The organism is Bacillus sp. ISL-47 (genome assembly GCF_018613175.1).
In the GTDB taxonomy this organism is placed as follows: domain Bacteria; phylum Bacillota; class Bacilli; order Bacillales; family Cytobacillaceae; genus Cytobacillus.
Genome location: NZ_JAGGQS010000091.1, coordinates 1 through 15545, shown reverse-complemented (window position 1 = coordinate 15545; position 15545 = coordinate 1). Strand labels below are relative to the sequence as shown.

Annotated in this window: 15 protein-coding genes, 1 tRNA gene, 1 rRNA gene, 1 other RNA gene and 1 other annotated feature; of the genes, 14 read left to right on the top strand and 4 right to left on the bottom strand. The window is 41.4% G+C overall.

Going from position 1 to position 15545, the window contains the following annotated elements; all coding sequences use genetic code 11:
• The first annotated feature begins 39 nt into the window (after positions 1-39).
• Positions 40-156, top strand: a 5S ribosomal RNA gene (gene rrf, locus J7I93_RS24755).
• A 617-nt stretch (positions 157-773) separates the two neighbouring features.
• Here rrf and J7I93_RS24750 read toward each other — a convergent pair.
• Positions 774-1730 (bottom strand): YaaC family protein, encoded by a 957-nt coding sequence (locus tag J7I93_RS24750; protein WP_214729567.1) that lies wholly within the window; start codon positions 1728-1730, stop codon positions 774-776.
• 112 nt (positions 1731-1842) lie between these two features.
• On the opposite strand from J7I93_RS24750, the gene guaB reads away from it, so the two are divergent.
• The 6 genes from guaB (at position 1843) to J7I93_RS24720 (ending at position 8490) form a co-directional block, all read left to right on the top strand.
• Positions 1843-3306, top strand: a complete 1464-nt coding sequence (gene guaB / locus J7I93_RS24745; RefSeq protein WP_214729565.1) for an IMP dehydrogenase — start codon at positions 1843-1845, stop codon at positions 3304-3306.
• 421 nt (positions 3307-3727) lie between these two features.
• Positions 3728-5032: a D-alanyl-D-alanine carboxypeptidase family protein gene (locus tag J7I93_RS24740; protein ID WP_214729569.1), complete on the top strand. Its 1305-nt coding sequence runs from the start codon at positions 3728-3730 to the stop codon at positions 5030-5032.
• Positions 5033-5192: 160 nt separating this feature from the next.
• Positions 5193-6074, top strand: a complete 882-nt coding sequence (gene pdxS / locus J7I93_RS24735; protein ID WP_110067933.1) for a pyridoxal 5'-phosphate synthase lyase subunit PdxS — start codon at positions 5193-5195, stop codon at positions 6072-6074.
• A gap of 11 nt (positions 6075-6085) precedes the next feature.
• Positions 6086-6667: a pyridoxal 5'-phosphate synthase glutaminase subunit PdxT gene (gene pdxT, locus J7I93_RS24730; RefSeq protein WP_214729563.1), complete on the top strand. Its 582-nt coding sequence runs from the start codon at positions 6086-6088 to the stop codon at positions 6665-6667.
• A gap of 66 nt (positions 6668-6733) precedes the next feature.
• Positions 6734-6965, top strand: a binding site (T-box leader).
• Positions 6966-7023: 58 nt separating this feature from the next.
• Positions 7024-8301 (top strand): serine--tRNA ligase, encoded by a 1278-nt coding sequence (serS, locus tag J7I93_RS24725; RefSeq protein WP_214729561.1) that lies wholly within the window; start codon positions 7024-7026, stop codon positions 8299-8301.
• A gap of 96 nt (positions 8302-8397) precedes the next feature.
• A tRNA-Ser gene (locus tag J7I93_RS24720) sits at positions 8398-8490 on the top strand.
• 118 nt (positions 8491-8608) lie between these two features.
• Here J7I93_RS24720 and J7I93_RS24715 read toward each other — a convergent pair.
• From J7I93_RS24715 to J7I93_RS24705, 3 genes are all read right to left on the bottom strand, one after another.
• Positions 8609-9277 carry a deoxynucleoside kinase gene (locus tag J7I93_RS24715; RefSeq protein ID WP_214729559.1) on the bottom strand — a complete coding sequence of 223 codons (669 nt, stop codon included), beginning with the start codon at positions 9275-9277 and terminating at the stop codon, positions 8609-8611.
• On the bottom strand, positions 9274-9915 hold the full coding sequence (locus tag J7I93_RS24710) for a deoxynucleoside kinase (RefSeq protein ID WP_214729557.1): 642 nt from the start codon (positions 9913-9915) through the stop codon (positions 9274-9276). The genes J7I93_RS24715 and J7I93_RS24710 overlap by 4 nt, the downstream gene beginning before the upstream one ends.
• A gap of 278 nt (positions 9916-10193) precedes the next feature.
• Complete coding sequence (locus J7I93_RS24705; RefSeq protein WP_214729555.1) at positions 10194-10769, bottom strand: cysteine hydrolase family protein; 576 nt, start codon at positions 10767-10769, stop codon at positions 10194-10196.
• A 97-nt stretch (positions 10770-10866) separates the two neighbouring features.
• Between J7I93_RS24705 and tadA the strand changes: the two genes are divergently transcribed.
• From tadA to J7I93_RS24670, 7 genes are all read left to right on the top strand, one after another.
• Positions 10867-11403 (top strand): tRNA adenosine(34) deaminase TadA, encoded by a 537-nt coding sequence (gene tadA / locus J7I93_RS24700; RefSeq protein ID WP_214729553.1) that lies wholly within the window; start codon positions 10867-10869, stop codon positions 11401-11403.
• A 78-nt stretch (positions 11404-11481) separates the two neighbouring features.
• Positions 11482-11746, top strand: an RNA gene (gene ffs / locus J7I93_RS24695) — signal recognition particle sRNA large type.
• A gap of 162 nt (positions 11747-11908) precedes the next feature.
• Positions 11909-13612, top strand: a complete 1704-nt coding sequence (gene dnaX, locus J7I93_RS24690; RefSeq protein WP_214729551.1) for a DNA polymerase III subunit gamma/tau — start codon at positions 11909-11911, stop codon at positions 13610-13612.
• Between the two features lie 22 nt (positions 13613-13634).
• Positions 13635-13958 carry a YbaB/EbfC family nucleoid-associated protein gene (locus J7I93_RS24685; RefSeq protein WP_035333488.1) on the top strand — a complete coding sequence of 108 codons (324 nt, stop codon included), beginning with the start codon at positions 13635-13637 and terminating at the stop codon, positions 13956-13958.
• A gap of 155 nt (positions 13959-14113) precedes the next feature.
• The gene (gene recR, locus J7I93_RS24680) at positions 14114-14710 is read left to right on the top strand and encodes a recombination mediator RecR (RefSeq protein WP_214729549.1); all 597 of its coding nucleotides are present in this window, start codon (positions 14114-14116) and stop codon (positions 14708-14710) included.
• A 17-nt stretch (positions 14711-14727) separates the two neighbouring features.
• Positions 14728-14946, top strand: a complete 219-nt coding sequence (locus J7I93_RS24675) for a YaaL family protein (protein WP_214729547.1) — start codon at positions 14728-14730, stop codon at positions 14944-14946.
• A gap of 134 nt (positions 14947-15080) precedes the next feature.
• Entirely contained in the window at positions 15081-15344 is a 264-nt protein-coding gene (locus tag J7I93_RS24670) for a pro-sigmaK processing inhibitor BofA family protein (protein WP_214729545.1), read from the top strand.
• Positions 15345-15545 lie beyond the last annotated feature (201 nt).

The following is a 15545-nucleotide window of genomic DNA, read 5'->3' as shown; positions in this document are numbered from 1 at the left end:
TCTAGTTTTGAAGGAATGAACTTTCTTCAAATCAAATAGTCTGGTGGCGATAGCGAGAAGGTCACACCCGTTCCCATACCGAACACGGAAGTTAAGCTTCTCAGCGCCGATGGTAGTTGGGGGCTGTCCCCCTGTGAGAGTAGGACGCTGCCGGGCAAAGTGAAAGAGCACCTGATGGGTGCTCTTTTTGTGTTTTTATTTATTTTTAGCTTATAAATATCGCTTATTTCTCTAAAGTAGACACTTTTTTTGGGGTCACTCACTCTGCTTTATAGGGAATAACGGTCACTTTCTTAGATTTATCGGTCAGAATTCCATTTTATCAGTCAGTTCTTCGATATATCGGTCAGTTGGCTCTATGGCGCCTTTTGGGGCTGCATCGAACCGTATCAATGAAAATGTATAATGTTATAGCCTTTTTGAATTATCTAATACAATGGGTGGCTTTTTTATCATTATTCCAAACTAAACAGATCCCTCAAGATGAATGCGCCTTAAATAAAAAGCTCATTGTTGATATTTGCAGCCTGTTGATTGGAATGGAAGGTGCAAGATGCTAAAAATCTTCGTAAGGTGTTCATTTGAGAATGCAGATCCAACGTGCAGCGGAAGCAGCGAGGCAAAGGAAGCTCCCTCAGGTTTAATGCTTGAGGAGCGTCGGTACGCCAGTGGTTCGCTGCGCTCCTGTAGCGAAAATCAGCAGGCAACTTTAACAGACCCAAATAAAAAAGGTATTTAGTTATTTCGAAATAATTAAAAATATAAATTCCTTCTTACTTTTTATCAACTAAATACTGATAAATCAAATACGGTCCCTTTTTAGCCGTAACTTGGAGAAAAGATTGGATAAATGGGTAGTCTTTATTTGGCATCATTTTAATTAGCTCGCTCCACCATTCGGTCTCATAGCGGGCGATCATGCTTAAGTTGTAAAGCAATAAATAATGGATCAGCAGCTCTGGATAATCAATAAGTCCTTCCTTGGCCAGGGGGAAGTAGAACTTGCTATTCTCTGGGCTATATCTTAATGGCTTATAATTATATGTATTAATATCTCTCATAACAAAGCTCAATATTGAATCCTCAGATCCCTGTAATCCAATTTTAGTGTCCGATTTTGATTGCAGGTAATCTACAAATCGGCTTTCAGTCATATGGAAACAATCCAAAATCTTTTTGGGCATTCTAAATGAATCCTTCATCTGCTCCACTTCAAGAAAAGTATTTCTTCCTTCAGTCTGACTGTATAAATAATTTAGTTCGGGTATTTGGCTGAACAGCTCCCCCATCGTTGCTTTTTCGCCTTCCAAATGTTTCATGTGAAACATTTTTTCACCCATATAGGGAAAGAGGCCGCTTTTTTGAAATTTCACTTCGTCCTGAAAAAAGTTATATTGCTGTTTTTTCCTTTTTCGGGTTGAAACACCATGAGCCAGAACAGAGGTTGTTTCAGGGTAATTAGGATCGACCGTCAAAATGCAGGCTTTTATCAGATGGACAAGTCCATAAAAAAAGAGAATCGGCTTGATGATTAAAGGTGCCTTCTCTGCCTGCTCATAGTATACTTGTCCATGTTCAAGGTAGTATATAAAAGGATAGCTGTTTTCGTAACTTTTCTGTTCGGCCTGTTCCAGGTTAAGTTTTTGATAACAGTTTTTTAAAAATTCCTGTGAAGTGCTGGCTGAAAAAAAATATAAAAAGGAGCTTTCATGGTCATAAGGGTGAATCATAGTAAAACCTCCGAATCTTTAGAAAAATCCAACATATTAATCTGTTCTTGACAGTATTTTGTCCAATTGATAACCTACTAATAATATTTTTGAGTCCAGGAGGTCAAAAAAGATGTGGGAAACTAAGTTTGTAAAAGAAGGTTTAACTTTTGATGATGTATTGCTTGTTCCATCGAAATCAGAGGTATTGCCGCGCGATGTTAGCCTGAAAGTGAACTTGACTGAAAAGATTTCAATCAATATCCCGATAATCAGTGCCGGGATGGATACTGTTACAGAAGCAGAAATGGCCATTTCAATGGCACGCCAGGGCGGCTTGGGAATTATTCATAAGAATATGTCCATTGAACAGCAGGCGGATCAAGTAGATAAAGTAAAACGATCCGAAAGCGGCGTTATTACAGACCCATTTTTCCTCACTCCAGAACAACAAGTATTTGACGCAGAGCATTTGATGGGGAAATACCGGATTTCCGGTGTTCCAATTGTAAACAACACTGAGGAACAAAAACTTGTTGGCATTTTGACAAATCGTGACCTCCGCTTTATTCAGGACTATTCGATTAAAATTTCAGATGTGATGACGAAAGAAAACCTTGTGACTGCTTCTGTTGGAACAACATTAGACGAAGCAGAAAAAATACTTCAAAAGCATAAAATTGAAAAATTGCCGCTTGTCGATAATGATGGAGTTCTTAAAGGATTAATTACAATTAAGGATATTGAAAAAGTTATTGAGTTCCCGCATTCTGCAAAGGATGAACGCGGACGCCTGCTGGCAGGTGCTGCAGTTGGAGTTACTGGCGACACAATGAAGCGGGTTGAAATGCTTGTTAAGTCCCATGTGGATGTCATTGTGGTGGATACAGCTCACGGCCATTCAAAAGGTGTCCTGGATACAGTACGTGAAATTCGCAATACATATCCTGATTTGGCCATTATTGCAGGAAATGTTGCAACCGCTGAAGCTACAAAGGATTTGATTGAAGCAGGTGCAGATATTGTGAAGGTAGGAATTGGACCAGGCTCTATTTGTACAACACGTGTTGTTGCAGGGGTAGGTGTTCCACAGATTACAGCTGTTTATGACTGTGCAACTGAGGCGCGCAAGCATGGCAAAGCAATCATAGCTGATGGGGGCATTAAATACTCAGGAGATATCGTGAAGGCCTTGGCAGCAGGCGGCCATGCGGTGATGCTCGGAAGCTTGCTTGCCGGAGTTTCTGAAAGCCCTGGTGAAACAGAAATATTCCAAGGGCGACGCTTCAAGGTATATAGAGGCATGGGCTCTGTCGCAGCTATGGAAAAAGGTTCAAAAGACCGTTACTTCCAGGAAGACAATAAAAAGTTTGTGCCAGAAGGAATTGAAGGACGCATAGCTTATAAGGGGCCTCTTGCTGAGACGATCTACCAGCTTATCGGAGGAATTCGTTCAGGTATGGGCTATTGCGGGACAAAGGATTTGAAGGATCTCCGTGAAAATGCACAATTTATTAAAATGACAGGTGCAGGCTTAAGGGAAAGCCATCCTCATGATGTGCAGATTACAAAGGAAGCGCCAAATTACTCATTATAATCTTTATGAAAGCAGAGAAGGGAAACCTTTTCTGTTTTTTTTAGGCTCTTTTTGTATAGATTGTTGTTTTTGGACTCTAAAGATAGCCCGTTGATTTCCGCTCCAGTCACGCAGCGAACCCGCGGGGAGGAACTGAGCTCNNCTCCAATCAACTCAGTAATTAAACTAGTTTGTAAGCAACAAACTTTGCGAAAACAGCATTTTATTATGAATGAAAGAATAGGAAAAGGAACTAGGAAAATATTAATAAAAGAAGTGGGTCTAACATGCCATTTCCATAAGGCAGGAATAGGTAATTACTCTATCTATTTTTTAAATAAGAGTTATGATAAAATAACAAAAGTGTATTAAAACGTTGGAGGGCAGTAAATTGAAAAAAACATTTTATCGTAAGTCTGTTGCTGGATTCCTTGCCTTGGTCATGTTATTAAGTCTTTTGCCTGGTATAAATAAAGCGAATGCAGAAGATATTTTAAATATTAATGCTGATGCTGCTATTTTAGTAGATGCAGAGACCGGAAAGATTTTATATCAAAAAAATGCAGATAAAGTACTGGGGATTGCCAGTATGACAAAGATTATGACAGAATACTTGCTCCTTGAGGCTGTTGAAGAAGGCCGAGTAAAATGGGAACAGGAATATTCCGTTAGTGAATATGTGTGGAAGGTTTCGCAAGATCGAGCACTATCCAATGTGCCTTTACGCAGGGACGGGAAATACAATATTCGTGAGTTATATGAAGCGATGACAATCTACTCTGCTAATGGCGCTACGATTGCGATTGCAGAAACGATTGCAGGTTCAGAAACGAATTTCGTCAAAATGATGAATGAAAAAGCTGAAGAACTTGGTTTGAAAGATTATAAATTTGTAAATTCAACAGGCTTGAATAACCGTGATTTAAAAGGAACTCCTCCTGCAGGCGGACCTGAAGAAGAGAATGTGATGTCAGCAAGAGCTACAGCTATGCTGGCTAAAGAATTAATTAACAGATTCCCTGAAGTATTGGAAACAGCCAGTACCCCTACAAAGAAGTTCAGAGAGGGTACTGATGATGAAATTAAGATGGACAACTGGAATTGGATGCTTCCAGAGCTTGTATTCGGCTATGAAGGCGTAGATGGCCTTAAAACGGGTACAACTGATTTTGCCGGATACTGCTTTACTGGTACTGCCCTAAGAGATGGCAGCCGTTTTATAAGTGTCGTTATGAATGCCAAAGGTGAGAATGGACAGGCAACATATAAATCAAGATTTGATGAAACAAAGAAAATGTTTGATTATGGATTCAGCAACTTTGCGAAACAAGAAATTGTGCCTGAGAACTACCAGGTAAAAGGGCAGAAAACTGTTCCTGTAGTAAAAGGAAAAGAAGATAAGGTAAAGATCGTATCCAAGGATCCGATTGAAATGGTTGTAAAGAATGGTGAAAAAGAAAATTATAAACCAGTCCTTGTCCTTGATAAAAAGAAATTAAACGAAGATGGCGAATTAACGGCTCCTATTAAAAAAGGAGAAAAGATTGGCTATTTAACTCTAGAGTCTGCCAAGGATGGAAAGCTGGAATTCTTGTCTGATAAAGGAAAAGGCAATATTCAAGTAGATGTGGTAGCTGCTGAAAATGTTGAAAAAGCAAACTGGTTTGTCCTTACGATGCGGAGCATCGGCGGTTTTTTTGGAGATGTTTGGGGCAGTGTTTCCTCAACTGTAAAAGGTTGGTTTTAAGAAAAGGGCTTTCCTGTCTTGACAGGAGCCCTTTTTCATTGCATATTTTCAATAGGGAAAATTCCGAGTAAAAGATTGTATTTTCCTTTTTTTGAAAAATTACTTTTATCTTAATATTTAACCCATCAATAGCAGATGGTATTTATGAAGGGGGATAAACATGAAGACAGGTACAGATCGAGTTAAACGTGGAATGGCAGAAATGCAAAAGGGCGGCGTCATTATGGACGTTGTTAACGCAGAGCAGGCAAAAATTGCAGAAGAAGCTGGTGCAGTAGCGGTAATGGCACTAGAACGTGTTCCTTCTGATATCCGTGCGGCAGGCGGCGTGGCGCGCATGGCAGACCCGCGTATTGTTGAAGAAGTAATGGGCGCAGTTTCAATCCCGGTAATGGCGAAGGCGCGTATCGGACATATTGTTGAAGCTCGTTTGCTTGAAGCGATGGGTGTAGATTACATAGATGAGAGTGAAGTTTTAACTCCTGCTGATGAAGAATACCATCTTAACAAAAGAGATTATACAGTTCCTTTCGTTTGCGGCTGCCGTGATTTAGGCGAAGCTGCCCGCCGTATCGGCGAAGGAGCATCCATGCTTCGCACAAAGGGCGAACCTGGAACTGGAAATATTGTCGAAGCTGTTCGTCATATCCGTAAGGTGAATGCACAGGTGCGCAAGGTTGTTGGTATGAATGAAGATGAATTAATGACTGAAGCTAAGCTTCTGGGAGCGCCATATGAGCTTCTTTTGGAAATCAGAAGCCTTGGGCGCCTTCCGGTCGTAAACTTTGCAGCAGGCGGTGTGGCAACACCTGCAGATGCGGCTTTGATGATGGAACTTGGAGCTGACGGTGTATTTGTCGGATCTGGTATCTTCAAATCAGAGAACCCGGCTAAATTTGCACGTGCTATTGTTGAAGCAACAACACATTACCAAGACTATAAATTAATTGCTGAACTTTCAAAAGAGCTTGGCACACCAATGAAGGGAATCGAAATTGCTTCATTGGCTCCTGAGGCTCGTATGCAGGAGCGCGGCTGGTAAGGAGAATAGGTATGATAAAGGTTGGAGTTTTAGGGCTGCAGGGTGCTGTAAGAGAGCATGTGCGCTCTATTGAGGCATGCGGTGCAGAAGCTGTAGTCGTTAAGCGCAAAGAGCAGCTTGAAGAGGTGGACGGGCTTATTTTGCCTGGCGGTGAAAGTACAACAATGCGCCGCCTGATTGATAAATATGATTTTATGGATAGTCTTAAGGAATTTGCACGTTCAGGCAAGCCGATGTTCGGAACCTGTGCAGGCTTGATCCTTTTGTCAAATAACGTAATTGGTTATGAAGAGCCGCATATTGGTGTAATGGATGTTCAGGTTGAGAGAAATTCTTTCGGACGCCAAAGAGAAAGCTTTGAAGCAGATCTTGATATCGCTGGAGTAGCCGAGGATTTTGCAGCAGTTTTTATTCGTGCTCCGCATATTGTTGAAGCAGGGGGAAATGTAGAAATCCTCGCTAAACACAATAACCGTATTGTGGCTGCCCGTGAAGGCCGGTTCCTTGGATGCTCATTTCATCCAGAGCTTACAGATGATCATCGCCTTACGGAATATTTCATTGAGATGATCAAAGAATATAAGCAATCTTAATTTTGAATATTTTGGTTGCAAAAGGAACATAATTGTAGTACATTATGAATTACAAAAATTCTTATAGCTAAAGCAATGAGAGGAACTAGTAACAGGAATTTGTTCTGAAGAGAGCCGGTGGCTGGTGGGAACCGGTGAATAAACCCTGCGAATCCATCCTCGAGCAAGGCATGGAACAATCGGCAGCAGTTTTACTGCTAAGATAAGTAAGTGCCTTCGGTTAAAACCGTTATGGATTTAAGGTGGAAAGCTTAAGCTTTCAACTAGGGTGGCAACGCGGGTAACTCTCGTCCCTTTTTTGGGGACGGGAGTTTTTTGTGTTTTAATCATTTTTTATACTCAGGAGGTTTTAAAGAATGCTGGACATTAAGTATTTAAGAGCTAATTTTGAAGAAGTGAAAAATAAGCTTCAGCATCGGGGAGAAGATTTAACAGACCTCGGAAAGTTTGAGGATCTCGATGTAAAAAGGCGAGAGTTAATCGTTCAGGCTGAACAGCTGAAGAGCAAAAGAAATGAAGTATCCCAGCAGGTTGCTGCATTAAAGCGCGAGAAGCAGGATGCGGATCATTTAATCACCGAAATGAGAGAAGTTGGCGATAAAATTAAAGCACTGGATGAGGAGCTCCGTACGGTTGAGGAAGAATTGGATCAATTACTGCTAAGCATCCCCAATATTCCACATGAGAGCGTGCCTGTTGGCGAAACAGAGGATGACAATGTGGAGATCCGCAAGTGGGGAAATGTCCGTGAATTTGATTTTGAACCTAAAGCGCATTGGGATGTTGCAACAGATTTGGACCTGCTTGATTTTGAACGTGCAAGCAAAGTAACAGGCAGCCGCTTTGTATTTTATAAAGGTCTGGGGGCTCGCCTGGAGCGTGCCTTATTCAATTTCATGCTTGATTTGCATACGGAAGAGCACGGCTATAAAGAGGTGCTTCCTCCATACATGGTTAACCGCGCAAGCATGACAGGAACGGGACAGCTTCCGAAGTTCGAAGAAGATGCATTCTTAATTGAAAGCGAAGATTATTTCTTAATTCCTACGGCAGAAGTGCCTGTCACAAATATGCACAGAGAAGAGATTTTGACTGGCGAGGAGCTTCCGATTAATTATGCGGCATTCAGTGCATGCTTCCGTTCAGAAGCTGGATCTGCAGGACGCGATACACGCGGATTAATCAGGCAGCATCAATTTAACAAGGTGGAACTTGTAAAGTTTGTTAAGCCGGAAGAGTCTTATGATGAATTGGAGAAGCTGACAGGCCATGCAGAAAAGGTACTTCAGATGCTGGGGCTTCCATATAGAGTCATGAGCATGTGTACTGGCGACCTCGGATTCACGGCTGCGAAAAAGTATGATATAGAAGTTTGGATTCCAAGCTATAACACATACAGGGAGATCTCTTCTTGCAGTAATTTTGAAGGATTCCAGGCAAGACGTGCAAATATCCGTTTCCGCCGCGAGGCTAAAGGCAAACCGGAACATGTTCATACCTTAAATGGTTCTGGCCTTGCGATCGGCCGCACGGTGGCAGCCATTTTGGAAAACTACCAGCAGGCAGACGGAAGTGTCATTATTCCGGAAGTATTGCGTCCTTACATGGGTAACCGTGAAGTCATTAAGCCATAATCTTCATTTTTGGGCGGGCCTAAAAACCCGCTCGTTTTTTTTATAAAATATGTTGACATCTTTTTTTAGAGGTGGTATATTATTTCTTGTCGATGCGGAGGAATACCCAAGTCTGGCTGAAGGGATCGGTCTTGAAAACCGACAGGCGGGTCAAACCGCGCAGGGGTTCGAATCCCCTTTCCTCCTCCATTTTAATTGACATCTAACACGCGCATAAATATTGGAGATACATAAAACCGCTGCAGCTTATGCAGTGGTTTTTTTGTATCCTTTTTTAAAGGTACAAAAAAAACCGCTTCTAAGCGGTTTATTTCTTTAATAATTGAGTTTGTCTGAGAAAATAAGAAACACGTTCAACAATTGGCTCAATGGATTGCTCATTTTGGATAATGTCATAATCATTGATATTCAGGCGGAGGACAGGGCATGCGTTAAAGCTGTTGATCCAATTCTCGTAACGCTGATGCATTTCTTCCCAGTACGCAATGGGAGTTTGCTGTTCCATCGGGCGGCCGCGCTCCTGGATGCGTGAAAGAATATCATCAAGCGAGCCCTCCAAGTAAATAAGCAAATCAGGGTGCGGAAAGTATGGTGTCATGACCATTGCATCAAATAAGCTTGTATACGTTTCGTAGTCTACTTTGGACATTGTGCCTTTTTCAAAATGCATTTTAGCAAAGATGCCAGTATCTTCATATATGGAACGATCCTGGACAAAGCCACCGCCATATTCAAAGATTCTTTTTTGATCCTTAAACCGCTCAGCAAGGAAGTAAACCTGCAAATGGAAACTCCAGCGATTAAAGTCTGCATAAAATTTATCAAGATAAGGGTTCGTGTCTACCTTTTCGAAAGATGTTCGGAACCCGAGTGCGTTCGCAAGTGCATTGGTCATCGTGGATTTCCCGACTCCGACCGTTCCTGCAATTGTAATAACGGAATTTGAGGGAATCTCGTATTTTTGCCTTAGATTCATAATTGTATGCTCCTCTTTTTTAATGATGTGGATAGTGTATTGAATATATGCATTAAGTCTGCTTCATTTTTAACAAAATCCAGATCATCGCCATTAAAACGAATGACTGGAACGTCAGGGTGCTGCCTTTCGAACTCATTCATAGCAGTTTCATAATCAAGGGATAATTGCTCTAAATATAACGGGCTAATATTTTTCTCGATTTCGCGGCCTCTTAGCTCAATTCGGTCGAGCAATGTCTCAAGACTGGCATTCAAATAAATAATGACATTTGGCTTTGGCATATCGCCGGTAAGGATATCGTATATCTTTAAGTACTTTTGGTACTCATTCTGGTTCAGGGTACGCTGTGCAAAAATCAAGTTTTTGAATATATGGTAATCAGCCACAACAGGCTTATTTTGATTTAAGAAGTGATTGTTTATATCAACCAGTTGTTTATACCGGTTGCAGAGGAAAAACATTTCAGTTTGGAAGCTCCATTCTTCAATGTTTTCATAGAATTTTCCTAAAAAAGGATTTTCATCAACAATTTCTTTTAATAGTGCATACTGAAACTTTTCGGAGATCGCTTTAGCGAGAGATGTTTTCCCAACGCCAATCGGCCCCTCAACTGTTATAAAAGGTATTCCCCCCATAAGATTGTCCTCCTACTCTGCCTTTTCTCTATTTAATTCAACTATATTAGACAGGATATTTGCTTAAAATCAATACGTTACGTTCAAAACGACACAAAAATTATTTTAACACACTATACGGTGGAAGGGATATGGAATTAAGGATGGAAATAAGAAAATCACTGACAGATTTCCGAATAATGAAAAAACAGCTTCCTGTAAACGAGAGCTGTTTTATTCAACCATTTATATTACCACTTTTCGTGTTAGCAGTAATGGTAAGCCTGCAATTTACACAGTTATGAAGAAAACATAGAAGAAATGCTATAATTACTTTCAGCAAAGGAAGTTATATCTGCCTTCAATACTTTTTCCATCATCTTAAGGGCGTTTTCGTTATCATGGTCATCGTTGGAGGCTGTGCAATCATGCGGGATGTATAATAGGTATTCCCTCATATACGCATCGTTGGCGGAAAAAAGAACGCAAATATTGCCGGCAATTCCGGTCATGACGAGTGTGTTAACTCCGAGCTGATGGAGCAGCGTATTTAACGCAGTTCCATAGAAAGCAGAATGCTTTGGCTTTATTAAAAAATAATCATGCTGCGCTGGATGAACCTGGCGAAGGACAGGTTCGCTTAGCGGATTTTTACAATAGTTTATAATCGTGTGCAGATCAGCCTGCCACAAGTTATAATGGTCATTTACATAAATGACCGGCAGATTTTGTTCATGGAATGCCGATCTTAATTTTATAATTGGCCCTGATATCTCCAATGCTTTTTTAGCAAGTATCCTTCCATGGTTAAAATTAAAGTCATTAATCATGTCTATAATAATTAATGCAGGCGAGATTTGCTGTGATTTTCTCATATAATCACTCCTTCCCTGTTATTTTTGGTTACATTTCAGCTTTTACACAGGGATTTAGATTTAGATACATATAAAAAAGAAGAAGGAATGAAGTCATTTGAAGCAAGCAGCTGGCACTGCAGAAGAATTGTATATGCGTGAAGCAATTATGGAAGCTAAAATTGCTGAAGGGCTGGAAGAAGTTCCAATCGGTGCTGTAATTGTTTTGGATGGTGAAATTATTGCACGTGCCCATAATTTAAGGGAGTCCAACCAAAATGCCATTGCCCATGCTGAATTGCTCGCAATTGATCAAGCTTGTAAAAAGCTGGGGACTTGGAGACTTGAGGATGCAGTCCTTTATGTGACACTGGAGCCATGCCCCATGTGTTCAGGATCTATCATTTTATCACGCATTAAAAGGGTTGTTTATGGTGCGAAGGATCCTAAGGGCGGATGTGCCGGCACTCTTATGAATCTTTTGCAGGACGAACGTTTCAATCACCAGAGCGAGGTGGTGGCTGGTGTGCTTGAGGAAGAATGTGGTGAACTGCTCTCAAACTTTTTCAGGGAACTGAGAAAGCGGAAAAAGGAAGAGAAAAAGAAAAGGCAATTGCGGGAGCTGGAACATGATACAGGAATTGACAATGGATAGGCATTGCTTTTTCAGCTGAATCTTAGTATACTTATAAATGCGTCGGATAAGACGCAACTAAATATGGTATCAACTTTGCCGTGCTAGGCGGGGAGGTAGCGGTGCCCTGTACTCGCAATCCGCTCTAGCGAGGCTGAATCCCTTCCCGAGGCTGATGTCCTGTAGGGCCTGCCTTAAGTAAGTGGTGTTGACGCCTGGGTCCTGCGCAATGGGAATCCATGAACCATGTCAGGTCCGGAAGGAAGCAGCATTAAGTGGACGCTCCCATGTGCCGCAGGGTTGCCTGGGCCGAGCTAACTGCTTAAGTAACGCCTATGGGCGTCAGTCGACGGAAGGTGCACGGCAGTTTATATTGTATATTAAACTCATCCTGCAAAGGGTGAGTTTTTTGTGTGTGCAAAAGTGCTTTAAAGATTAGTGAATTTTATTTGCTCTACCTTTTGTAAAAAGGAAATTAGATACGTTATAATAGATGAAGGACTATACATAGGAAGGGGGCGTATCAATGAGTTATCAAGCTTTATATCGTGTTTGGCGTCCACAGCAGTTTATAGATGTTGTTGGGCAGGAACATGTGACAAAGACTTTGCAAAACGCCCTGCTTCAGCAGAAGATATCACATGCCTATTTGTTTTCAGGTCCTCGAGGAACCGGTAAAACGAGTGCAGCTAAAATACTGGCCAAGGCCGTTAACTGTGAGAAGGCACCGGTAACCGAACCATGTAATGAATGTGCAGCCTGCAGAGGAATTACTGATGGTTCGATACCTGATGTTATTGAAATTGATGCTGCGTCCAATAATGGTGTAGAGGAAATCAGGGACATAAGGGATAAAGTTAAATATGCACCCAATGCTGTAAAGTTTAAGGTTTACATTGTGGATGAAGTGCATATGCTTTCCATTGGAGCTTTTAATGCCCTGCTAAAAACTCTTGAAGAGCCGCCAAAGCATGTTATTTTTATATTGGCGACTACTGAACCTCACAAGATTCCCCTTACCATCATTTCCCGGTGTCAGCGTTTTGATTTTAAAAGAATCACCGCACAGGCAATCGTAGGGAGAATGAAGCTAATTGTAGATGAAACAGGTGCAGCCTGTGAGGAACAGGCTTTGCAGATCATCGCCAGAGCGGCAGAAGGTGGAATGCGTGATGCCTTGAGCTTGCTTGACCAGGCGATTTCCTTCAGCCAGGAAAAGGTGACTGTAGAGGATGCTTTATCTGTAACAGGTGCTGTATCACAGGGGTTTTTAAATAAACTTGCAAGAGCTGTAAGGGAAAGGGACGCGGCATCAGGTCTTGAGTTTCTTGAAGAACTTCTTTTCCAGGGGAAAGATCCGTCTCGTTTTATTGAAGACTTTATCCTCTATTACCGGGATATGCTCTTATACAAAGCGGCTCCAAGGCTCGAGGAATCTTTAGAGAGAGTCATGCTTGATGATGATTTCCAGCAGCTTTCACAAGAAATGGAACCAGAAGAACTCTACGAGCTGATTGGGGTTTTAAATAAAGCACAACAGGAAATGCGGTGGACAAATCACCCAAGAATTTTTCTTGAGGTAGCTATTGTGAAGCTGTGCCAGCTTGAAAAAACAGAGAAGTCTGGGGAATCTGCAGACATCAAGCCGCTAATGCAAAAAATAGAACGGCTGGAACATGAACTGACAGAATTAAAGAAAAACGGTATTATGGCAAAAGAAGATGGTGCTGCATCGGCGGCTGTGCAGAAAAAGCCCCAAAGGAGCTCCCGCAAAGGATTCCAGGCACCTGTTGGCAAAGTAAAAGAGGTTCTTAAACAAGCCACAAAAAATGATTTGATTGCTATAAAAAGCCGCTGGGGAGAAATGCTGGATCGGCTTGTCCATAATCAGATGCGTTCTCAGGCTGCCCTTTTAAATGAGGCTGAGCCGGTTGCAGCATCAGAAACAGCCCTTATTGTCAAATTCAAGTATGAAATTCACTGCCAAATGGCAATGGATAATAGCAGATTTTTAGAAACATTGGCTAACGTGTTATTTGAACTTTTAGGAAAAAGAATTCAGCTGGTAGGCATACCTGATGACCAATGGCAGCAGGTCAGGGAGGAATTCGTGCGCAACCAGCGTGACGGTGAAGATGCAGGCGAAGGTTTCAGCAAAAGTGAGGAAGAGCCTCATGTATCTGAAGCAGTAAAGCTTTTCGGTCCTGAGTTGATTGAGATTAAAGAATAAAAATATTTGGAGGTATGTACAAATGCGCGGTGGAATGGGAAATATGCAAAATATGATGAAACAAATGCAAAAAATGCAAAAAAAGATGGCTCAAGCACAGGAAGAGCTAGGCGAAAAGAGAATTGAGGGAACAGCTGGCGGCGGAATGGTTACCGTTATTGTGTCGGGACACAAACAAGTTTTAGAAGTGAATATTAAAGAAGAAGTAGTAGATCCAGAAGATATTGAAATGCTTCAGGACTTAGTGCTTGCTGCTACTAACGATGCATTGAAAAAAGCAGAAGACTTAACAAACGATACAATGGGCCAATTTACTAAAGGGATGAACCTGCCAGGAATGTTTTAAGGAAAGTTCCTGAAAAAATCTTTCTTGCGTGCTGCACTGGCAAAAAGCAGAACTCAGGGAAGAGACAGGCCAGGCGTCAGCGAACAAAGTCTGATTTAATCAGCAGACTGTCATGCTCGCGGCGCTTTTCCTTTTCTTATAGGAGGAAAATATACATGCATTATCCTGAACCAATATCAAAGCTAATAGACAGCTTTATGAAATTGCCCGGAATCGGCCCGAAAACGGCTGCACGTCTGGCGTTTTTTGTTTTGAGTATGAAAGAAGATACCGTACTCGATTTTGCAAAGGCACTTGTGAATGCTAAAAGAAACTTAACTTACTGCTCTGTCTGCGGCCATATTACTGATCAGGATCCATGTTATATATGCGAGGACCAAAGGCGAGACAGAACGGTAATCTGTGTTGTGCAGGATCCTAAAGATGTCATTGCTATGGAAAAGATGAAAGAATATAACGGCTTGTATCATGTCCTCCATGGTGCGATTTCTCCGATGGATGGGATTGGGCCTGAGGATATCAATATCCCTGACTTATTAAAGCGGCTTCAGGATGAAACGGTACAAGAGATTATTCTTGCCACCAATCCAAATATTGAAGGGGAAGCTACCGCCATGTATATTTCCCGTTTGATTAAGCCGTCTGGCATAAAGGCTACACGCATCGCTCATGGCCTTCCGGTAGGGGGAGATCTGGAGTATGCTGACGAAGTAACTTTATCGAAAGCGTTAGAAGGGCGACGAGAAGTTTAAACACGGAGGCGGGATCCATGTTTTTTCGAAAAAAAGGATGGCTTCGCAAAGAATTCGACGAGAAGCTATTACATCAGCTGAACGGGTTAAAAACAGAATGGAACAATCAGAAGTCATTGGTAGAAAAAAGCTTTGATCCATCCCCTGAAGCAATCAGCCAGGCAAAATTGGCTGAAGCGAAGTACTTCTTTCTATTTAAAGAAGCAAAAAACAGGAATGTAAAGGTCCGTATGTAAGTTTCTAGAGCTTCGTACACCAAAGGATTTAAAACTATAAATAAAATCAATACACTTGTCCTTCTCTCAGGTCTTTTTTGTACATGTTATTCATAAATTAATAGTACAAGTTTCCTGAGAGGAGGATTTTTCTTTTGGATCCTATTGTTGTGATCTCCATATTGGGAGGATTAATATTATTGCTTCTATTTATTGGGGCGCCTGTAAAACCGGTAAGATTAATCGGGCAGGGAGCCATTAAGCTGATAATAGGAGCACTCTTTCTATTTTTCTTAAATGCGTTTGGCAACCAGTTCGGCATACATGTACCCATAAACCTTGCCACCTCAGCCATATCCGGTTTCTTAGGAATACCGGGATTGTTTGCTCTTGTAGCCATTCAAACGTGGGTAATATAAGGATGACAGCCGTAATAAAAGCGGCTGTTTTTATTTTTGATATTTTTTTGATGGACTTGTTGACAGCTGTTTAATGTGGTGATATTATATTAAAGGTCGTCACAATGAAGTGATGAAAAACATCTTTTAAAAAGTTGTTGACATCTGGTTGTGAGAATGATATATTAATAAAGTCGCTTCTGAGCGACGGATTGATCTTTG